6 protein-coding genes are annotated in these 24,191 nt (G+C 52.0%); all 6 read left to right on the top strand.

All coding sequences use genetic code 11. The features are described from left to right. Positions 1-5 precede the first annotated feature (5 nt). Positions 6-284, top strand: coding sequence for a MucR family transcriptional regulator (locus tag WJT86_RS11845; RefSeq protein WP_346337796.1), 279 nt, complete (start codon positions 6-8; stop codon positions 282-284). 74 nt (positions 285-358) lie between these two features. Then, entirely contained in the window at positions 359-8,203 is a 7,845-nt protein-coding gene (locus tag WJT86_RS11840; RefSeq protein ID WP_346337795.1) for an autotransporter outer membrane beta-barrel domain-containing protein, read from the top strand. Positions 8,204-8,361: 158 nt separating this feature from the next. Further along, complete coding sequence (locus WJT86_RS11835; protein ID WP_346337794.1) at positions 8,362-8,607, top strand: type II toxin-antitoxin system ParD family antitoxin; 246 nt, start codon at positions 8,362-8,364, stop codon at positions 8,605-8,607. Further along, positions 8,594-8,914 carry a type II toxin-antitoxin system RelE/ParE family toxin gene (locus WJT86_RS11830; RefSeq protein WP_346337793.1) on the top strand — a complete coding sequence of 107 codons (321 nt, stop codon included), beginning with the start codon at positions 8,594-8,596 and terminating at the stop codon, positions 8,912-8,914. Before WJT86_RS11835 ends, WJT86_RS11830 begins: the two co-directional genes overlap by 14 nt. A gap of 333 nt (positions 8,915-9,247) precedes the next feature. After that, on the top strand, positions 9,248-9,712 hold the full coding sequence (locus tag WJT86_RS11825) for a MucR family transcriptional regulator (RefSeq protein ID WP_346337792.1): 465 nt from the start codon (positions 9,248-9,250) through the stop codon (positions 9,710-9,712). Positions 9,713-9,767: 55 nt separating this feature from the next. After that, the gene (locus WJT86_RS11820; RefSeq protein WP_346337791.1) at positions 9,768-23,759 is read left to right on the top strand and encodes an autotransporter outer membrane beta-barrel domain-containing protein; all 13,992 of its coding nucleotides are present in this window, start codon (positions 9,768-9,770) and stop codon (positions 23,757-23,759) included. Positions 23,760-24,191 lie beyond the last annotated feature (432 nt).

The following is a 24,191-nucleotide window of genomic DNA, read 5'->3' as shown; positions in this document are numbered from 1 at the left end:
GACGTCTGTCGACCCCTCCCGCAGTTCCTGTTGAGCAAAGCCTATCAGATGATAGGATCATTTGCCTCGAAGATGGCACTGTTCATAAGAGCCTGAAGCGATATCTTGCCGTTAAATACAATATGACTCCGGATCAATACCGGAAAAAATGGAACCTCCCCGATAATTATCCCATGGTTGCGCCTGCTCTCAGTAGACGGCGTTCTGATGTTGCACGACACACAAGGCCACATGCTTCAAGAAGAGCCGATAAGAGAAGGTCAACGATGCCCGGCTTCGCCTGAGTATTTGTCCTGTCTCACCAATAAAATCACATCTCTTTCAGCTTAAAAAAGCTTTTAAATACTGGGGCTATCCTATGAACAAATCACGTTATGGATCATTCCGCAAAACCGGAAAGCACGCTGCTTCTCTCTTTGCAACTGCAAGTGTTCTCGCAATCGGTCTCGCTATGCCAGTCGGGGCTCAGACAACATGTGACGGTGCCGGTAACTGTGTTCTGTCGAATCCGATGACGCCGGGTAATTTTAACAATGGCACCGGGTCGCTCAATGTGACCGGTGGTACAGTTAACCTGACCGGGACTGCCAGATATGAGGATAGTGTTGGCCCTAATATTCAGTATATGAGACTGGCAGACGGATATAATACGGGTTATTTTACAGCGATCGGTGATGCCGTAGATCCCAATTCGGCTTTTGCCTTGAATGTTGGTATGCAGAACAACAGTATTGCTGTTTATGACCCGATTACCGGGGGCTCGATCACTGTCAATACCTACACAACCGGCAATATTCAGCAGACAGTTGCCGGTGGCAGTCTTAACTGGAGCCGGGCAATTTATTTTCCGACGGAAGCTGGGGCGGGTCCGATGATTAATGCCCGTATTGCGGATGTCAGTGGCGGTGGAATACTCAACTTCAATGTTGCAGGTACAATCGGTAATACAACGACCAAGGATACCATTTTCGTCAAGGTGACAGATGGGGTGGTCAACTGGGATTCGCAGAACACCATCGTGCACGCCCGCAGTAGTGCAGGTATAACATCTGCAAGCCTTTCTCCTTATAATGTGAGCGTCGATACCCATACCTATGCCGGAACATTCACAGTTACGCTGGCTGATGGGTCAGTGACCCAGCATACCGTGACAGATATTACTAGCTTACAGGCCTATAATGACTGGCTGGTTGCTCAGTTGCAGGCCGGTAAACTCGGTACTGGAGCATCGGCGCAATCCAATTATAATAACGCTTTTGCGCAAGCCTATATCAGAAAAACCAATCTGTATCAGGTTAATCCGAACCCGAATGCAATTTCGCCAACTGATCCACTCTTTATCCCTGTCGGTGAGCGTGTAGCAATGCAGGCTGATGGTGTGAATGCAACAGGCCGGGTCTCTACGACAGGGCGACTGACAATCACTTATGGGATAGGTCTTCACGCTATGAATGGTGGTACCGTCATCAATGACGGCACGATCATTACTTATGGAAATGAGGCAACATCCGGTATCAGCGCGACAAGCGGTGGACACGCGATTAATAATGGTGTTCGCTATGCCGGGCCAATCAGTGATATTCGTAACGAAACCGGTTGGGATAATGTTTCAGATAGCGGATCTACCTATCTCAATACCGGTATTATCAATCTGAGTGGCTGGACTTATAATACAACCTCAACTCAGTACCAGATGGCCCTCAGGGTTTTTAATTACGGAACAATAACCAATCAAGGCACGATCAACGTCGGTACAACGACACAGACATCTGACGGTTATCCGACAGGCGTCTGGCTCTATAGTGCTGGAGCCACTCTTATCAATGATACAGCTGGCGTGATGTATGTCGGTCGCGAGCAGAGTGATAATATTTCTGTGGCGCCGATTGATCGTGGCGGTGCTGATGTTGCCCAGTCAAACGGTGGTCGTCTGGTCAATGCGGCGGCAGGCGGTGTCATTATTGATAACCGGGGAACAATGATTATCGGTGATCTGGTGCAGAATGGTATCGCCATTCATGCCTCTGTCGCGAATGCCATGAATATTGTCAATAACGGTATTATTGAAGTGCGTGGCCATTACAACGCTACGCCGATGCCGAATATTGGTATTCTCAGTCTGAGCACAGCTGCTGGTACTGTAGTCAACAACGCGGGTCTGATCAATCTGACCGGTATCAACGTGATTGGTATCAAGACGACCACTGGTGGTAAGGCCCAGTCCTCCGGGACGATCAATGTCTCTGGTGGTGCCGATCCGTCAACGGGCCTGCGCAACTACGGCATCTGGTCGGAAGGAACTGGTTCGCAGGTTGATCTGTCCGGGATAGTCAATCTGTCCGGTGACGGTGCCATCGGTGTTCACGCCCGCGCTTCCGGTGGTGTCGCAATCTCCGGGAATGGTCAGGTTGTATTCTTGTCTGGCACGAACCAGATTGGTTACTTTGTGTATGGTGCCGGTTCAAGCATCAGCAACACCGGAACCGGTTCCCAGAACGTATCCACCGAAGGCTCAGTGCTGTTCCGGATGGAAGACGGTGCCGATTTCGCCGGTGGGGCAGGGGCGAGTTCCGTTCTGACCGCATCAGGCAAGGATACCACAGCTGTTGTCGTAACTGGCGTGACGGGCACAGATGTTTCAGCATTTAACTCTGGCGGTATGACCTTGAACCTCAGCGGGCCGGGAGCAACCGGTGTTTTGGTCGAAGGTGGGGCGCAGGGCAAGATTACATCCAGTGCTACAATTAATCTGACGGGTGTCGGGGCCATCGCAGGGATCGCCGATGGTCAGAAGCATGCGCTTGACGGTTCAGACGTCGGTAGTATCGTTGTAGGGTCTTTGACCAATGCCACCCTTGATGCGGGTGCATCAGGCTTTGGAACCGGGACCATTCTGGTTGCTGGCGCCAATCTTAATTCTTCACTTGATGAGGTCACAGGCTATATTGCCCGTAACGGGGCCTCTCTCGACAACTCCGGCAACATCATCTTCACAGGTCAGGACACAACCGGTATCCGGGTTGAGGAAGGCTCCACCGGTGGCAACTCCGGCTCGATTACCATTCAGGATGGTGGTGTCGGACTGATCGCCGCCTCCAGTAATGCCGTCACAACCCTCAACAACTCCGGTAACCTTATTCTGAAGGGTGGCAGTACAACAAACCGGACCGTCGGTATCTCTGCGACCGGTTCCTCTGTTGCCGTCAATATGACGGCGGGAACCATCGACCTGCAGGGTGATGGTGCGATTGGTATCTCGGCCTTTGATGGTGCAACCGTCTCCCTGACCGGCACCTCGTCTGCGGCCTTCTCGGCTACAGCCACCGACCAGATCATGATGCTGGTATCGGGAGTTGGGTCAACCATTACCACCAATACATCCGGTGGGTCACTGGATGCCTCGGGCACCAACTCAACCCTGATCCGCCTTCAGGATGGAGCCGTGCAGTCCGGTGTCCTGAACATGACTGCCTCGGGCAATGGCGCCCGCGGGATCTGGGCCACCGGTTCCCACACACAGGTGACGTCGCTGAGTGGTTCCACCTTCAATGTCGGTGGTGTCAACGCGCAGGCCGTGCTGGTAGAGGGCGGTGCCGAAGTGCAGCTGAAGTCGGGAACCGTCATCAACCTGACCGGCACCAACACCATCGTCGGAACCGTCGATGGCAATGAGTATGAACTCGACGGGACAACGGTGATTGCAACCGGTACCGGTTCAAGCCTCGTGTCGGAAGCAACCCTGAACTCAACAGTGACCGGAGCCACCGGCTTCGTGACCCAGAATGCCGGTATCCTGACCAACAAGGGGGATATCATTTTCTCTGGTGCGGACAGTCAGGCCATTCGTGTTCTGAACGGTAACTTCACCAATGAGAGTGGTAACGTCACGGCCAATGGCGTGGCTGTTTATGTCGAAGGTGCAAATGCCACCGTTGATGTGCAGGGAGGACTGGTCAAGGCAACCGATGGCACAGCTGCCATTCGTATCGGTCAGGATGCAGCGCTCAATCTGGTTGGTTCGGGCCTCGGTGTCGTAACAGCTGGAGGCTCAGCCCATGCCGTTCTGGTTGATACAGGTGCGGCCGGTCTGGTGATTGATGGGGCCTATATTGATATGGCCTCAAGTGGAGCCGGAACAGGTAATGGTGTCGAGAACCGTGCCGAGATCTCCGGTATCCAGTTGACCTCAACCACTCGTATTGATGTGATGGACGGGAAGGGTATCCGCACAGCGGCCACCCTTGCCCAGACCAACTCCGGTACGGTCAATGTGATGGGCTCAGGTACTGGTCTTGCCTTTGAGACGGCGACGGGTGGAGCGATGTCAAACAACATCGACTTCTCTGATTCTAATGCCCTGACCATCAATGTCATAGGAGCCAATGGTACAGGTATCTCCGTGAACCATACCGGTAACGGCGATATGAAGAACGGTGCCAATGTGATTGTTGCAGCCGGTGGTGGCTCAGCCGTCAACCTGACGGGTGTCTCAACCTTCACCAATACCGGCAATCTGACCTCTGCCTCGACAGCAGCCCCTGTTGTTGATCTTGGTACGACGGTGAGTGTGACCAATGAGGCGACAGGTATCATCTCATCAGCAACAGGTACGGCACTGGCCTTTGATGGCCAGAACAGTTCACTGGTGAACAGTGGCCGGATTGATGGTCTTGTTGCAATGGGGGCAGGGAACAACACGGTTGTTCTGAACACTGGCTCAACCAGTGGAACGGTGACATCTGGTTCCGGCACGAATGCCTTCACAGTCAGGGGCAATGCGGCGTTCACGCTGCTTGATGGTGGTACAGGCGCAAATGATACGCTGACCTTTGATGGCAGCGTCCGGACATTGTCCGCGAGCAGCATTACGCGCTTTGAGACAATGAAGCTGACGAACAGCAGTGCGATCACAACGGCTGATGTGATCAGCCTGACGGATACGGCTGGTGGTATTGGTGCCATTGATATTGATGCGACCTCCACCCTGAACCTGCATGGCGCTTCGGGCTATACCCTGAATCATGTGATGACAGGTACGGGTGTGATCTCGGCCGTGATGGCCTCTGCCAGTGATGCCTTCAGCTTCGGGAATGGAGCAGGCAGTGCCTTTGCCGGAACAGTACAGGCCGGTCTTGGTACACTTGACCTGTCGGGAACAAACACAACGGCTCTGACCAACGCCACCTTGCGGGTTGATGCCGGTAACGTCACAACTGTTGGGACAGGCAACCAGACGATTGGTGGTCTGACCTTCAATGGTGGGATGATGGTGTTTGATGCCTCCATTCCGGGAGACCGGGTGGCTGCCTCGACCATCACAACGACAGGAGTTCTGGATGCATCCGGTACGGGCACAGTCCAGGTGTCTGTCCCGTCCGACTTTGCCAATGACCAGCCGGTTCCAAATACAACGGTCTCCCTGCTTGAGCAGGATGACCAGACAGCTCTGGTGCAGCTTGTTGATGCTGTCGGGAGTGTTATCGGTAGTGGTGGTGCGCTGACGATTGTTGATCAGTCGGGAGCGGTGGTCAGCAATGCCCAGCAGATTGATATCTCACAGGGCGGAACGGTTGTTGCGGAAGGTACCTATGATTACCGTCTGACGACAGGTGCAAACTCTGATGGTCTGTATGTGAGCTATGGTCTGACCGAGGTTAACCTGATCGGGACGGGTACGGATGCACTCATCCTTACTCCGGCTACTGGTGCGACCGGAGCGGCAACAGATCTGTCTGCCAGGGTGACTGGTTCGGGTGATCTGCTGGTTGCGGCCGGTGCTGGCAATGTTGTGTCGCTGTCGAATGCACTGAACGACTACATCGGTATCACGACGGTTGATGTCGGCACGCTGAAGTTTGCTGCAAATAACGTGCTTGGTGAGACTTCAAGCCTCGATATCCTCGCAGGCGGTATTGTTGATACCAATGGCTACTCGCAGTCCGTTGGAGCCGTTAATACAGCACTGGGCGGGCAGCTGAACATCACGGCAGGTTCAACCCTGACGATTGCTGACAGCCAGCGCACCTCTGGTGATGGTGGTTCGCTTGAGAACAATACGCTGTTTGGTTCCGGTACGTTTGTCATTAATCCGTCAATTGTCCGGGTCAATGGTGTACAGTCAGGCTACACCGGTCTTGTACAGGTGACCGGTGGTTCACAGCTGATGCTGAATACGGCTGAAGCGTTCAATACAGCAGCCGGAATTGAGCTTGTCACATCATCAGACAAGGTGACTTTTGGTGATCTGTCTTCGTATGATGCGAGCTGGACAGATATTCCGAATGGTACAACATCCGTTGGGTTCGGTGGCCTTGGAACCGTTGAGTTCCGGGATGGTTCAAACGTTACGCTTTCCGGTAACAGCAGTTCGTTCAGCGGTCTGTTTGATGTTGGAGCCGACACAACCGTGACAGCAACGGAACGGTCAAACGTTGGTACGGCCGGGATTCTGGCCTCCGGTACCTTCGTGGCAGATACGTTTGCTGACTGGACGTTTGATAATGTTGTGACCGGTTCCGGTGTATTTGCCAAATCCGGTTCTGCCACAATGACGGTTGATCAGGCGCTTGCCGGGTTCACCGGACTGACGGAAGTGCGCTCGGGTATTCTGGTTGTGGGTGACGCAACCTCAACTTCTGCCAGTGTTGGCGGTTCTGCGCGTGTTCTGACAGGTGCAACTCTGAGTGGTCGGGGAACGATTGCGGGTCCGGTTGACAATGCTGGTACGATTGCGGCCTTTAACGCGATTGTCGGTCATGAGGCAGAGGATGCTTCGAACTTCACCGTCGGTGCCCTGACCAATAGTGGTACGATCCTGTTGGCGGGTGGTATGGTCGGCAATACACTGACCGTCAATAATGGACTGACGAGTAACGGTGGCTCAATCATCATGAACACGGTGTTCGGTGGTGATGACTCACAGACCGACCGTCTGATCCTGAATGGTGGTGCAACGACAGGTTCGACGAGCCTTGTGATTACCAACAAGGGTGGTTCGGGTGCACAGACGAATGTTGGTATCCAGGTTGTCGAGGCACAGAATGGTGCAACAACGACATCTGATGCATTTACACTCGGGATTGGTTCATCCGGTTACCGTTCAACGACGGGGACACTGGCGATTGGTGCGTATGACTACAGTCTTGTGAGAGGTGGTAACGGCGGCAATGCTGACAGCTGGTACCTGACGTCTGAGATGCCAGTTGTTGCCGGTGGTTCCGGTAACGGATCTGGTTCGGGCATTCCGGGTGGGCATCGTTACCGCCCGGAAGCCGGTGCGTATCAGCTTGGTCATCAGGTTGCACGTACGATGTTCATGATGTCCCTGCATGATCGAGATGGTTATGCGGGTATGAGCACCACGAACCGTGAGTATGCAGGTTGGGCGCGTGTGACGGCGAAGCGCGAACATGGTCGTGCGGGATCAAACGCGATCTCGACTTCTGCGGATACGTTCACGGCGCAGGTTGGTGTTGATCTGTTCAAGTATGAATCCCCTGATCTTGGCACATTCTATGCCGGTATCATGGGCGGCTGGGGTACGTCTGACATTGATGGCAAGAGCCGTCAGATCAACAATGCGAAGACGACGGGCAAGACGAAGGGTTATTCGATCGGTGCTTATGGCACATGGTATCAGAATGACCGTGGTCAGCCGGGAGCGTATGTTGATGTGTGGGGTCAGTACAGCTGGTTCAATCATGAGATCAGCGGTTATGGCCTGCCGAAGGAGAAGTATGACTCTCAGGCCGCGACGATCTCACTTGAGACGGGTTACAGCTTCCTGCTGCACAGCAGCGAGACAGCGAAGATCTATCTTGAGCCACAGGTTCAGCTTGCGTACGTCAGCTACCACTCCGGCAGCCTGACGGAAACGAGTGGCACACAGGTTCGCTACAGGAACGGTTCCGGTCTTCTGGCCAGAGCGGGCGCCCGTCTTTACGGCGAGTTCCTTCTTGAGAACGGCGCGAAGCTTCGTCCATATCTGGAAGCGAACTACTGGTACAACCAGAATGCAGGCAAGCTGTACATGAACAACGATCTTGTTCCATCTGGCGCACCGCGTTCATTCGGCGAGGTCAAACTCGGCATCTCCGGTGAGATCACGAAGAACCTTCAGGTTTGGGGTGACATCGGAACACAGTTTGGTGGCAAGCACTACAATGCCGTCACCGGACAGGTGGGCCTCAAGTACACCTGGTAACCGCAATACAGCAACACAACAACAAACAGCCCCCGGAGCACAAACTCCGGGGGCTTTCCATATGTGTGAATGGACGCAATTAATTTTAATTGACAAAGATTGCCATAAATTTTGACAGAATTTCTAGAAGTGCTATTATGTCATCAATGGAGGAAGCTATGGCAACAATGAATGTATCCTTACCTGATACAATGAAAACCTGGGTTGAAAATCAGGTTGATCAAGAACGTTATGGCAATGCCAGTGATTATATTCGGGATCTGATACGGAAAGATCAGGAGCGTCGGGAGGCGATTACCGCGCTACAGGATGCCATTTCCAAAGGTGTTGAGAGTGGTCAGGCTGCGCCTTTAGATGTTAAGGCGTTTAAGCTTCGGATGCGTGAACGTCATGTCGTCAAATAAGGTGTCAGGATATCGACTTACGCCTGCGGCTTATGACGATCTTGATGATATCTGGCGATACACCGCAGAGACTTGGTCTTTAGAGCAGGCTGATAAATATATTGATGAGCTCAGCGATGTTTTTGAGACCATAGCATCACTCCCATCTCTTGCCCGTGAACGTATGGAATTTAACCCGCCAGTGCGTATTCATGTTCACCAAAGCCACTTGGTAATTTATAGAATTTCTGATAACTTTGTTGATATTCTCCGTCTTCTGGGTGGACGGCAGGATTGGATATCCGTTTTGAAGGCGGCTGATTTGTGAGCATCCACTTATAAGCCTGTCCACAGGCGCTCTCAACTGTTCATATACAGCTTATATGGATTTGTTTTGTGGTTGTTTGAAGGAATGTGACTGTTCCGATAATTTGCCCTGCCGGGTTGTGTTCGTTTAAAATTGAATGCATAACCTTGCAAATTGTTTATGCAAATGTTATGCAAAAAAACTAATAAGCAGCTTTGGTCCGTTTTTGCGGGCCGGGTTTTGATCGAAGAAATGTGATTGGTGGGCTATGAAAAACCTCAGTAATTTCAAAATTTACCCCCCCCCCCCCCCCCCCCCCCCATATTAAGTGGGCCGAGCGGGCCTCAGGGCGGGTTGCAGCCCGATTCCGTACCGCTAAAAACTGATCAAAATCCCGATAGTCCGGCATTTTCTGCCGCCGTTGCTATCGTCGTTGCCTACCTGCAGAAAACCAACTGCTCCGAAGAGCAGATTGTCTCTCTCCTCAAAAACATCCATCAGGTTGCGCTGGAGATTCTCGATGTCGAGAATAGTCAAAGCCGCAGTCCCTTCCGCAGAGAGAAGGCCGAACCGGCCGTTCCCATCAAGGACAGTGTCTCAGACGATCACCTGATCTGTCTCGAGGATGGCCGAAAGGTCAAAAGCCTCAAACGACACTTGCGCTCTCGCTACAATATGACCCTTGCCGACTATCGCGAGAAATGGAGCCTGCCCGATGACTACCCGGTCGTCGCGCCTGCGCTCAGTCGTAAGCGATCAATCATCGCAAAACAGGTCAGGCCGCATAGCGCCCGATTACGTCATAAATCCGCGTCGTAAATACCTGCGCGTGTATTCATCTTTTTTATAAACAAATACAATTTGGGGCCCTGTCATGGCTATCATCAACACCCGTTCGTTCCTGCGTCGTAACTTCGCCGGTAATGCATCCTCACTCGCGATCGCAACTGCTGCGCGTGAGACAGCCCGCAATCGCGTGACGTTCCGCAAGGCACTCGCCGTATCCGTCATCTCTGGCTCGATGTTGCTGGCAGTCGGCGCTGGTGCTGCGACACATACCTGGGGCGGGGCAAGCGACACGAATTGGTCAACAGGGACGAACTGGTCAACAGGGGTAGCTCCTAATGGTATTGGTGAGATTGTTCAGTTCCTTGATGCTGACTACAACAACAAGACGATTACCCTGACAGGGTCAAATACGCTCGGCTCCCTGTATGTCGGGAAGTACATGGATGATGATAACGCCAGATCGCTGGTCATCGCTGGTGGAAAGCTGGACTTCAATAATGGTGCTTCGGTTTCACTCATCAGCCTGTCTGGTAATCGTGCCCTGACCATTGCATCCGACATTGCGTCTGCATCCAATCTCACCGTTCAAAGCGCCAGTGCTTTTGGCGGGAAACTGACCATTAATGGGGCTATGGATATCGGTGGCAATACCCTGACATTCACCGATGCTGCCGGGAGTGGTGGTACAATCATTAATGGCGTTATCAGCAATGCTTCTTCCGTTTCAAAAACCGGAAGTGAGACACTCACACTGAATGGTGCCAATACCTTCACTGGAAACTTTGACTTCCAGAGTGGAACGGTTGCCATCGGCAATAACTCTGCGCTTGGCAAGGGCGCTATTGATCTCACCCATGGCTCCAACCAGATATTCGATGTCTCGGCGGGCAACTTCACGCTGACCAATGCCGTCCTGATGAACAGCGGCTTCAATGTTGTTGGTGGCAAGACACTGACACTCAACCCGGCAACGGCACAGAGCACAACCCTTACAGGCGCTACGAACTTCAATATTGGGGCCGGTACCGGACTCGTATTGGGTTCAAACTTCAGCCTCACGGGGGCAGGCCGTGTCGTCAAGCAGGGTGATGGAACTCTGACACTCAGCAGCAAGGGTAACAGCTTCTCTGGTGATCTGGATATCCAGCAGGGAATTGTCGAGACAGGGGCCTTCACTGATACGCTGACCATTGGTGCCGCTGGTGCCAACAATATGCTCGGCACCGGTAACATCACACTGGCTGCGAATACCAAGCTCCAGATCAATGGTTCAGCCGCATCGACGACAAAGTTTGATGGTCTTGCTGGCAGTGGAGTCGGCAAGGTTACAATTAATGCTGGTGCCCATATGTACATCGGCAGTGTAGACAGCCGCGGAACCGTCAGTTTCACTGGTGGTGAAATTGAAGTCAATGGCGGTGAGATGCACCTCTATGGGGATGTTGAACTCGGCGATACAGTGCTGAATATCAACGGCGCTGCTTCCATGAGCATTGGCCGCAATCTCACGTTCCTTGCTGACTCCCTGATTGCCCAGAGCGGTATTGATTTTATCCTTGATTCAACACTCGCTCAGACCGTCTATTCAGGAGATATTGCCGGTGTTGTTGATATCCGTGAGGATTTCACGAAACAGAACACGGGCACCGCGACATTCGACAGCACGGTCAAATTATTCAAGACCAAGTCACTTTCCGTGCTGGGCGGGACGCTCAATCTCGGAACAGCTGCGATCGCCACCTCAGACCTGATTATGGGGAACGGAACGCTGGGCTTTGGGGTAAACGATCAGTTTACTAACTCAACCCGTATTATTCAGAATGCAGGTACAAGCTCTGTACTCAACCTCAATGGCACCAATCAGGTCTTTGGTGAGCTGACAGGTGCAGGCTCAACCACATTCAATCTCGGTACGCCGCCATCTGGTTACAATACACTCAACCTTGGCTCCATTACAGGTACACCGGATATCATTCGTATCGAAGATTGGGATGGGACCCTGGTATCAGGGTTCGATCGGGTTAATGTCAGTGGTTTTGCTGAGGGTGATCTGTTGCCTTATGTCTGGTTCCAAGGATATGGCAAGGGCGCACAGGTTGTTAATGGTGAGCTGCTGCCAATCGGTAATCAGGTTAGTGAATGGAACGGGTTAGCCGGTAATTACCAATGGGGAACTTCTGGCAACTGGGTTGGAGGTGATGGCTATAATATTCCAGATCATTCCGGCGCTACGGTTCTGTTCGGCAATCTTATCAATATATCACAACAGACTGTCCGACTTAATGGTGCAACCCGTACGATTGGCCATTTGATCATGAACTCGTCCACGTCAGCAACTCCTGGCATGAGCATAGCTGATGGGACCATTATTTTTGATAGCGGGGATGCAGGGACGGCCGCAACACTTACAAATACTGCGGGGCCAGCAGTATCATTCAATCAGACGATATCCCTTCAATTGAATTCTGATCTGGTTTTTCAAGGAACAGGTGGGTTTGCTATTGCAGGTTCTGTCATTGGTTCAAAAAATATCATAATGAATGGATCTGGTTATGTATTTGTAAATAGTTTGTCCACTCTTATGGCAGGGTATACTGGTGATATATTTTTAAACTCTGGTACGCTTTATGTTCAAAGCGATAATAATCTGGGGAGTGGTACTGTCCATATTGCTGGTGGGATTATCGGTGCCCAAGGTAATGACAATAAAATTGAAATAAATAATAAAATAATTATTGGTGGTGATTTTCAGGTTAATAATGCTCGGTTAACTCATGCTGGAGATGTTGAGCTTACTCAAAACCGTACAATTACTATTGGCGGTAACATAAGCAAGCCTGGTGAGTTTTCTAGTGTGACATTCAGTGATGGTTTTAACCTTACAGGCGTTGGCGGGTTAACAATTAACTCTACCGGTGGAGGTATAGAATTACAAAGTGGGAACAGCACATTTAGCGGAGGTCTGACGACAAGAGGTGCTGTCTATGTAACGCAAAATTCTGGGTTGACCATTGGTAGTCTTATGCCTGGACAGAACTATCTTGGCTCTAGTGATGTTACTGTAAATGGTGGTTGGATAAAGGCTGATAGTAATGGTCATGCGGGCCAACTCACTGCATCAACACTAACATACAGCTCTTCTGGCGGAAGTTTTCAATATCTCAATGGTGGTGCGTTTACTCTTGCGGGAGGAACCTTTGATGGTGGAACTGGAACGACTAAAGGGCAACTGCTTGTATCTGGTGATTTAACTTTTGGTGGCACATCTATTACCAATAGGCCAACAATTGTCGTTGATACGACAACCAATCCTTCTAACATAACGAATATTTATGGCTCTGGTGCTATAACGGGATTTGCTTTCTATAAAAGAGGCTCTGGGACAACAACGATTGATGCTGGTATCACCAGCTTTGCTCAGGATAATAGTGTTTATCTGGAAGGCGGTGTTCTACAGCTTGGGCGGCATGGTCAGCTGACAGCTTCAAACGTTGTGCTTACTGGCGGCAGTTTGAGTGTCGCCAATAGTATCAAGGCAGATAATCTTGGTAACCTGTTCTTGAGAAATGATTCCTCACTTATGCTTGGCAGTTCTGGTGGTATGACTTTTGCTAAACGGCAGACTGAGGCTGGCAACTGGATTGATGGTAAAATCCTTACGATCCAGAATAATGGTCAGGAGTGGGAGCCTAACAATGATCCGACACAGGCCGCCACTTATGTTCGCTTTAAGGCAGATCCCGGCACATCGGGTACATGGCTGAGTAATGTTGCCTTCACCAATCATGAAGCAGGTGCAAAAGTTGCACAGGGTAATGATGGCCTTTGGTATCTCCTGCCAAATGCTCCTCTGACCAATGAATGGGGTGGTGGTTCTGATCCGGACATGAAATGGAGTACGGCGGGAAACTGGCTGAACTCTATTATTCCGAATGCTGCTGGGGCCAGTGCGACGATCCGTGATGCGGATAGCAATCTTAATGGCAAGACTATTGATATTGATGGGGCCTTTACGGTTGGTCGTCTGAACATTGAGTCCAGTTCTGGTCAGACCCTGATACTCGGTGGCGCAGGTAGCTTAACCCTTGATGGGACAGATGCACGTATCCGTCATGCGGGTATTAATACGACAACCATCAAGACTGATGTGAACCTGAATGCTAATGTTGAGTTGAATACATCAGCCAATGTTCTAGCAGGCCTTCTTGAGTGGTCTGGTGATGTTCATGGCACAGGCGGGTTTACCAAGACAGGTACTGGCACCCTGAAGCTGTCTGGTGGTTCAGCGAGCTCATATGCGGGGGGCTTCTTGTGGCAGGATGCATCGATCATTCAGATTAATGCTGATGGCTCCCTGTTTGGTTCTGGCAAACTGACGATTGGTGATGGCAGTGCCAAGACGTATGCACTTGAAAGCACGGGTGGTAGTCACACGGTAACAAGTGACTTCTCTTTAGCCGGGGCTCTACTGCTTCAAAAAGATACGGTTTATGGTGTAACCGATAACAATGATATTGGAACGACAAGAACTTTAACTTTTAGTGGGGCGGGTAGCTTAGCGTCCGGAATGCTTGCTATTGATACCTATGGTAACAGTGCCAATGCCTCTGCATCTACTCAAAAACTGACATTGGCCTTTGATGGTCAACTGACAGGCTCTGGTGGCATAAACAAGGTTGGTAACGGTGATCTTGCACTTAATGGTGTTGGGAATACATTTTCCGGTGGTGTTATCTTAACACAAGGCCGGATTCATATATCTCAGGATAATGCTTTAGGGACTGGTGTCTTTTCGAATGCAGCGTTGGTGGGAATAACGTCAGCAAACCGACAAACACTTTTTGGAACGACAGGATCGGCCACTAATCCACTTGTATTGGGTAACCAGCTCAATTTGTCTGCTCCGGGGCTGTATCTCGATGGATATCTGAAATTTGATTACAATGGGACATCTACCTTAACAGGTATGGTTGGGCTTGGTAGCTCAAGCCCAGATTATCTCACAATCTTCGGTAAAAACCATATTCTTTCCGGAACTGGGGGGATTGTAAAAGGGGTCGCTTCATCCTGGAGTAGTAGGGGAACGATAAGGTTTGAAGGTGCCAATACCTATTCTGGCGGAACCATACTATCGGAGGGTATAACTCAGATTGGCGTAGACACTGTCACAACTGGGGCGACAGTTATCAGTGGTGCTCTTGGGACAGGTAGCGTTACATTAAACAATGGTGCAACCATTGCAGCTTATAGTGATGACGGTAGTACCTCACGCAGGCTTTCAAATGTAATTATCCTAAATGGATTGAATACAGCTGTTACGGGTGGGGGAGATGCCAAAACACTGATTTTCGATACACCGACCATTACGTTAAGGAATGGTAAGACTGACTGGAGACTGAATGTCTATCCCGGCACTACAGCCTCATTTGAGTCGCAGTTTATTGATGGAGCTTCTGCCGGTGGTATCACGAAGATCAATACAGGTACTCTTGAGCTGAAGAATGGCGACAACCAGATCAGTGATGGTATTGAGGTATCTAAAGGAACTGTTCTTGCAACAGCCACAGGTGATGTGACCACAGGTCGTGTTGTGGCCGGCGAGAACTATCTGGGTTCGGGTGCACATACCATTGAGAACGAAGGTACCATCCGGATCGCGACCGTTGATGGTTCAACGGTAACCCTGTCTGGCAACGGTATGACCTTCAATGGAGCTGGCATACTTAATATCACTGGTGGTTCGAACATCCGGACGGTATTCGACAGCAACTCATCCTTCTCAGGCGATGCCCTGACCGGTTCGATCACGGCTTCCGGTTCGATCTTCAAGGAAGGTGCGGGGACAAACACCAGCATCGGTGTCAATCTGAACACCTCCAATCTGGTGATCAGTTCCGGTACGCTGGGCTTCTCCGGTTCCAATCTGGTTTCCGGTGTCGGTGGTCTCAACCTGAACGGTGGTACGCTTGCGCTGAATGATACCAGCCAGACGTTTGGAGTGGGTGCCCAGCTGAGCCTGACCAACAGCTCGACTATCGATTTTGGCTCTGCCCAAAAGGGTATTCTGACGGTTGGCAGCCTGCAGCTTGACAGCACGGGTTATTACCTGAGTGACAGCAGCTACACGCTGAACCTTGATAACTGGAAGGGTAATCCAGTATTGGGTGCTCAGAACTCTCAGTTTATCGTGACGGATGGAAGAGAAGGCCAGAAGTACAACAATATTTCCTTTGGCGGTTCCTATATGACCGGTGCAAAGGTGATTAAAAACTCAAACAATCAGTTTGAACTTGTGCCGCTTGGTGTGGCGTTCATCTGGGATAACCATTCGAACTCCGCCCTGTGGACAGGTGCGAACTGGGAAGGCATAGGTACGCCAACCAAGGGAGACGGTGCGAAGTTCCTCGATAACAAGGACAGCGGTCTGAATGGCCGGACGATCTCTGTTGGTTCCGGCGTGACTGTCGGTGCGATTGAGTTCGAGACCAATCAGGGCCAGCACTATACGATTGGAGAAGCGGCGAATACAAAGATTACCCTTGATATGGATGATCCGACACTGGACACCCGTCTGACACTGAAAGGTAATTCCTATCCAACCATTGGCTCTATTATTGATCTGAAGCAGAACCTTGTCATTGAGACGTCGGGAAGTGGCAAGCTGTCGCTTAATGGTGCGATCTCTGGTGGTGGCAAGAGTGTTACCAAGAATGATATCGGAACTGTTGCGCTGAACTCAGGTGGCTCAACCTTTACGGCGGGTCTGATCATCAATGCAGGTACGGTTGAGTTTGGCGCCTCAAGCTCTCTGGATGGTGTGGGGAGTGTTGTCGAAGGCCCAGCCGGTATTGGCAAGCTGACCATCAACGGTGGAACGCTGGTTGCAACCAATAGTGACCAGACGCTGCACAACTCTGTTGTTGTCGGTGGCGACTTCACGGTTTCTGGCACGAACGGTCTGACCTTTGAAGGGTCACTGGGTGCGACAGGCAATATCGCGGCTGATACAACAATCAATGTTGCGGAGATGGGCGGCTCGCTGAGCTTTGGCGAGAACCTTGCTCTGACCGGCTCTAATGATATCACCAAGTCCGGTTCTGGAACGCTCAACTTTAATGGCGATGGCTCCGGTTACAGCGGTGACGTGAACGTTGCCTTTGGCAGTGTCGGTATCGGGACTGATAATGGTTTTGGTACAGGCTCCGTCTCACTTGCGGCAGCAACAACACTGGTTGCAAACGCCGATGGTCTTGATGTCGGGAATGCGATCACCCTGTCGTCTGGTACGGCAAAAGTTGATACGGGCGCCAATGATCTGACCCTGTCCGGTGTGATCTCCGGTGCGGGTGTCCTGAACAAGATCGGGACAGGCACTCTGACCCTTGATGCGGCTTCCACCTATACAGGCGGAACGCTGATTACGGCCGGTACGGTTAACCTTGCCCATGAGGATGGGGCCGGGACAGGCCTGATCACGGTTCTGACAGGCTCTGAGCTTGAACTGTCGTTCTCGAATGGCACGCTTGATAATATTCGCTCGGGTGATGGTGCAATCAACATTACAGGTACGAATGTCCGCCTTGGCGGAACCTCGAGCCACTCAGGTGTTCTGACCGTTGCGAATGGTGCATCAGCAATTGTCTCCGCTCCGAACAACCAGCTTGGCAGTGCGGAAGTCGTGCTGGCTGGCAATGGTCTGATGACCCTTGCCATGGACCCGGGCAGTGCACAGTTCTCGAACAAGCTGTCGGGTACAGGTACGCTTGCAGTTGAACTCGCCCATACGGGTAATGAGTTCTGGTTTGCGGCATCTGCTGCGAACGGCTTCACCGGCACAATGGAGATGGGCACAGGCGGCTTCAAGCTTGATGCGAATGCGTCGAGCACGCTTGCGGGTGCGACGCTTCAGCTGAATGCCAATTCGATTACCAATATTACGGGCAGCCAGTCAGTTGGTAACCTGAGCATGAACGGTGGTCTGATCAATACGACGCTGAATGCGACGACAGGTGGATTTAATGAGCATGTAACCACGGGTAATCTTGATCTGACCTCTGGTCAGGTGAAGCTTGACCTGAGTGCGATGAGCTCAAGCTCAAGCATTCTTGTTGCCGATGATGGTGCGACGAACCAGCTTGTGTCTGCCACGAGCGTGACAGGCAATGTCTCGAACATCACGATGGTTGACCGTAACGGCAATGCACTGGGCGCCACAAGTGTTCAGGGTATTACGCAGAATGGCACGACGGTTGCCAATGCCACCTACAGCCACAGCCTTGCTTCAACAGGTACGGGTGGGGCAGGTCTCTATGCCGCCTACCAGCTGACTGAGCTTGCGCTTCTGGCCGGGAAGACACTGAGCCTGACCGAAGGCACAGGTGCCACCGGAACAGCCGCCGAGCTGAAGGCGAAGGTGACCGGTTCGGGTAACCTTGAGATTGCCTCAAACAGTGCCATCACGATCTCGAATGCCGCGAACAACTATAGCGGTTCAACAATCGTCTCTTCCGGCACAGCGAAGGCCGGTGTTGCGGATGTCTTCAAGAACACCGGCAACATGGTTGTCCAGTCTGGTGGTACACTTGACCTGAACGGTTTTGCCAATCAGGTGAACAACCTTCAGGGTGCGGGTTCGGTTATTGCGTCAGCTAACCTGACGGCGAACAACACGGCAGCCAGCAGCTTTGATGGTTCGATCTCCGGTTCCGGCAACTTCACAAAGATTGGTTCGGGTGAACTGACCCTGTCAGGCACATCGAGCTATACCGGTACAACATCCGTTGATGCCGGTAGCCTGAAGCTGACCAATGCAGGTGCGGTCTCAAGTGGTGCTGTCACAGTCGCCTCCGGCGCTGTTATGGAGCTTGCGTTCAATACAGCAAGCTTTGCCAATGTGATCGGTGGTGTGGGTACTGTTGCAGTCACAGGCTCTGATGTGACCCTTGCGGGTACGAACACCTTCTCCGGGCTGTGGAATGTGACAGGTTCTGCGATTGCAACCACGGAAGCCAACCTCGGCACCGCTGAAGTTGCGCTCAATGGTGCCTCCAGCCAGATGAGCCTGACGCCATCAGCAGGCTTCACATTTGCGAACAAGCTGACCGGTAACGGTACGCTGAATGCGCAGATGGGTTCCGCCAGTGATGCGTTTGCCTTCTCGTCGGGAGCCGGTTCTGCCTTCACGGGTACACTCGCCATGGGCACAGGCAGCTATGATCTGTCAGGTGTCAATACGACAACACTGGCCAATGCAACCCTTCGTGCGGATTCTGGCTCAACCATCACGGTTGGCGCAGGTAATCAGGCAATTGGCGCATTGACCTTCAATGGTGGTAAGGTTGTGTTTGACGCGACCGTCCCATCCCAGCTTCAGGCGAATGGTATCGTCACAGCCGGTACACTGGATGTGAACGGTTCGGGTACGGTCTCGATCAAGCTTCCGGGGACACCGGGTATGCCATCGATTGGTTCTGCCACAACCACGAACCTCCTGGCTCAGGATGATACGGGTGCGCTGACGAAGCTTGCCTCGGCAACAACAGTTGTGGGTGCGGGTGGTAACATCGGTCTTGTTGATGCGAACGGGCATGATCTCCTGTCTGCAGACCAAGAGATCAATATTGCCAATGCCGCCAACACGGCAACAGCCGCCAAGGGCACTTACGGTTACCGTCTGAACACGGGTACAGGTAATGATGGTCTCTACGTTGCTTACTCTTTGAAGACGGTTGAGCTTCTGTCTGGTCAGGTTCTGACCTTAACGCCAGATGCCGGTGCAACCGGTCTTGCGACCGATCTGTCAGCAACGGTGACTGGTTCGGGTAACCTTGAGATTGCCGCAGGTTCTGGCAAGCTGGTGTCTCTGACCAACTCCGGTAACAGCTACACGGGTACAACAACAGTAACCTCCGGGACATTGCAGCTTGGTTCAGATAATGCGCTTGGCAATACGACAGCCCTGAGCATTGCATCCGGTGCAACGACCAACGTCAATGGTTACACGCAGGTTGTGAACGGTGCCTTCACGGGTGCAACCGGTTCAACACTGAACCTGAACAATGGCTCGCTGACCATCAACAATGGCGGCACGTCCGCCGGTTCCCTGACCGGTGCAGGCACACTCGCCATTGCCGGTGGAACACTTGACGTCGCTGGTGCCAACACAGGCCTGACTGCCGGTGTAAACATTGCCTCTGGTGCAACCGTTGAACTCGACAATGTTGCCGGTATCGGTAACAGCGGTACAGTAACAGTTGCCGGTGACCTGATCATCGACAATGCGACAGGCACATTCGCAAAGAATGTCGCCGGTGCCGGTGATGTTACATTCGCTTCGGGTTCAGCTGTAACCCTAACAGGTAACAACACACTGTCCGGTAACTGGATTGTTGATGCAGCCTCCACGCTGACAGCCTCGACGCAAGGTAACCTCGGTTCCGCCGAGATCGCCAATGCAGGTAGCTTCACCATCAATACGTCAACCGACTGGACATTGGCTAACGACTTCACGGGCGCAGGCTCGTTCACGAAGTCGGGTTCTGGTAACCTGACCATTGCACAGGCCAATGCCCGGACAGGGACAACCGATATCACGGCAGGTTCGCTGACGCTGACTGATGCTGATGGTGTTGGCTCTGGTAACGTGACGGTCGGAACAGGTTCGCTTGAACTGACGTTCGCCGCAGACCAGACGTTCGACAATGCCCTTCTGGGTAGTGGTGGAACAACGGTCTCTGGTGCCAATGTTGCAACCATCACAGGTGCGAACTCCTCCTATACCGGTGACTGGACAATCACAGGCAAGGCCGCTGTTGATGCAGCCGCGACCAACAGTCTGGACAATCTCGGTTCCGGTAAGGTTGCGCTTGCAGGAACACTTGATGCCACAACCAATGGCGCCTTCACATTCTCGAATGAGCTGAGTGGTGCAGGTCTTCTGAATGCCTCGAACAATGGTGGTGCGTTCAACTTCACATCGAATGTTGGTTCCGCCTTCACAGGTACACTTGCGCTGTCGAACAACACGTTTGATCTGTCAGGTGTGAACACGGCGTCTCTGACCAATGCAACCCTGAGCCTTGGTGCAAATAACATCACCACGGTTGGTGCAGGATCTCAGGCGATCGGCAATCTGGCGTTTGATGGTGGTACCCTTAAGTACGCCAATCTGACGGTTCCGGCAGATGCCACATCATCTGATCTTGTCTCGACAGGTAACGTGACAGTCTCAGCCAATGGTGGTTCAATCGCGGTTGATCCGGCAACAGCAGGTCTTGTTGTGCCAACCACACCTCCACAGGTTAATCTGCTGTCCCAGGATGATGATGCGCAGGTTAAGCTTGTTGACGTGAGCGGTACAGTGACAGGGGCAGGTGGTCTGACCCTGACCGATCTTGCCGGCAACATCATCTCAATGACCGGTCATACGGTTGATATCCTTGAAGGTGGTCAGACAGTTGCCGAAGCAACCTATGATTACATCTTCTCAGGTACAGACGGAGATGGTGTCTATCTTGGCTATGGCCTGAAGCAGCTTGACCTGCAGTCCGGTCAGACACTGACGCTGACCCCTGATACCGGTGCAACAGGTAATGCCACTGATCTGTCTGCGAAGCTGACAGGTACGGGTAACCTTGCCATCAATGCAGCAGGTGCCGGTACGGGAACAGTGTCCCTGTCGAATGCGACGAACGACTACGAGGGCACAACCTCTGTTCAGAGTGGCACGCTGCAGATGGGCAATGACAATGTCCTCGGGCTAACCTCTGATGTTCAGATTGCCTCTGGCACAACCCTCGACATGAACGGGTTCTCGCAGACGGTTGGTGCCGTTCACACAGTGGCAGGTGGCAAGCTTGATATTACAGCAGGCTCAACCTTAACCATTGCAGATGCCCAGCGAGCTGCGGGTGATACGGATGGCGGTGGTCTGGATGCCAATACACTGTATGGCGCCGGTACGTTCATCATTGATCCATCCATCGTCCATGTGAATGGCGCGCAGGCGAACTACACGGGTGAGCTTCAGGTCACAGGTGGTTCGGAACTTCGTCTGAACACGGCAGATGCATTTGACAATGCCGCTTCGATTGAACTTGCAACGGAAGACGACAAACTGACGTTTGCCGATCTGTCAGGTTACAATGCAGCTTGGACGGATATTGCGAATGGTACAGCTGCGGTCTCGATCAAGGGCAAGGGAACAATCACATCTGAAGATGGTTCTGATGTTCGCCTGAGTGGAGACAACAGCCAGTTTGAAGGTCAGCTTGTTGCCGGTGCAAACTCTGTTCTGCGTGTGTCTGAACAAAAGAACATCGGCACGGCAAAAATCCAGGTTGATGGCCAGTTCCACTTCATCGCGGATGGTATCTGGTCGCTGACCAATGAGGTGACAGGTTCCGGTCTTGTTGTGAAGGATGGCTCGGGTATCCTGAGTGTTGATCAGGCTCTGTCGAACTTCACAGGTCTGACCCAGATCACATCGGGAACACTGGTTGTTGGCGAGACAACCAGCCCAGCAGCCCTGATCAAGGGTGATGTGCGTGTTGAGAGTGGCGGAACATTATCCGGTACGGGTACGGTTGAAGGTCAGGTTCTGAATGCGGGTAACATCCTTGCATATAACGCGCTTCCGAATGCGACGGGTTACGGCGACAGCAGCCAGACATCGAACCTGACGGTTGGCGCCCTCTCAAACGCTGGTAACATTGTGCTTGCCGGTTCGCAGATCGGTAATACACTGACGATCAAGGGTGGCCTGACAGGTCTTGGTGGTCGTGTTTATCTGAACACTGTTTTTGGCGGAGATGACTCGAAGACGGACAGCCTGATCCTGAATGGTGGTGCCACGACAGGTTCGACGAGCCTTGTGATTACCAACAAGGGCGGGGAGGGTGCCCTGACGAACCAGGGTATCCGAGTTGTTAATGCGCAGAATGGTGCAACAACAACCTCGACTTCGTTCAAGCTTGACCAGCTGTCATCGGGTTACCGTTCGACCACGGATACATTGGCGATTGGTGCGTATGATTACAGCCTTGTTCAGGGCGGTAATGGAGGTGACGCCAACAGCTGGTATCTGACATCTGAAGCGTCCAAGGATGGCAGCAACAGTGGCAATGGCCGTAATGTCCGCCCGGAAGCCGGTGCGTATCAGCTTGGTCATCAGGTTGCACGTACGATGTTCATGATGTCCCTGCATGATCGTGATGGTTATGCTGGCATGAGCACCACGAACCGTGAGTATGCAGGCTGGGCGCGTGTGACGGCGAAGCGCGAACATGGTCGTGCGGGATCAAACGCGATCTCGACTTCTGCGGATACGTTCACGGCGCAGGTTGGTGTTGATCTGTTCAAGTATGAATCTCCTGATCTTGGCACATTCTATGCCGGTATCATGGGCGGCTGGGGTACATCTGACATTGATGGCAAGAGCCGTCAGATCAACAATGCGAAGACGACGGGCAAGACGAAGGGTTATTCAATCGGTGCTTATGGCACATGGTATCAGAATGACCGTGGTCAGCCGGGAGCGTATGTTGATGTGTGGGGTCAGTACAGCTGGTTCAATCATGAGATCAGCGGTTATGGCCTGCCGAAGGAGAAGTATGACTCTCAGGCCGCGACGATCTCACTTGAGACGGGTTACAGCTTCCTGCTGCACAGCAGCGAGACAGCGAAGATCTATCTTGAGCCTCAGGTTCAGCTTGCGTACGTCAGCTACCACTCCGGCAGCCTGACGGAAACGAGTGGCACACAGGTTCGCTACAGGAACGGTTCCGGTCTTCTGGCCAGAGCGGGCGCCCGTCTTTACGGCGAGTTCCTTCTTGAGAACGGCGCGAAGCTTCGTCCATATCTGGAAGCGAACTACTGGTACAACCAGAATGCAGGCAAGCTGTACATGAACAACGATCTTGTCCCATCTGGCGCACCGCGTTCATTCGGCGAGGTCAAACTCGGCATCTCCGGTGAGATCACGAAGAACCTTCAGGTTTGGGGTGACATCGGAACACAGTTTGGTGGCAAGCACTACAATGCCGTCACCGGACAGGTGGGCCTCAAGTACACCTGGTAACCGCAATACACCAGCAATAACAATCAGCCTCCGGAGCAAAAACTCCGGGGGCTTTCCGTATGTGTGAATGTACGTAATCTATTTGCTTATCCACAGGAGCTCTAACTGTTCATATACGACTTATATGGATTTGCTTTGTGGTTATTTAAATGGAGCCTTGATGAAGAGCGTACCGTTGTTCGTCTGAACGGGTGGCCTCATGAGAAGAGTGATGCTCCAAATAATATCACTGAGATTAGGTTGGGGGTGAAGTATAATTGGTAATAATATTTAGATCTGGGTAAGAATTCATTTATTTTGCGGATGAATTGCTTTTACGAAAAATTAATTATAAATGTAAAAAATATACTGATTCGTACATTAAAAATATCAATGATGACAATAAGTGGGCAGCATGAAAAAAGATAATATTTCCAACAATTTTGGGGGGGG

It is taken from the genome of Hohaiivirga grylli (genome assembly GCF_039655745.1).
In the GTDB taxonomy this organism is placed as follows: Bacteria; Pseudomonadota; Alphaproteobacteria; order Rhizobiales; family Beijerinckiaceae; genus Hohaiivirga; species Hohaiivirga grylli.
This window is presented reverse-complemented; position numbering and strand designations above follow the sequence as displayed.

Coding starts and splice junctions, on each gene's coding strand:
- WJT86_RS11835 (WP_346337794.1), top strand. CDS start 8,362: ATGGCAACAATGAATGTATCCTTACCTGATACAATGAAAACCTGGGTT.
- WJT86_RS11830 (WP_346337793.1), top strand. CDS start 8,594: ATGTCGTCAAATAAGGTGTCAGGATATCGACTTACGCCTGCGGCTTAT.
- WJT86_RS11820 (WP_346337791.1), top strand. CDS start 9,768: ATGGCTATCATCAACACCCGTTCGTTCCTGCGTCGTAACTTCGCCGGT.
- WJT86_RS11840 (WP_346337795.1), top strand. CDS start 359: ATGAACAAATCACGTTATGGATCATTCCGCAAAACCGGAAAGCACGCT.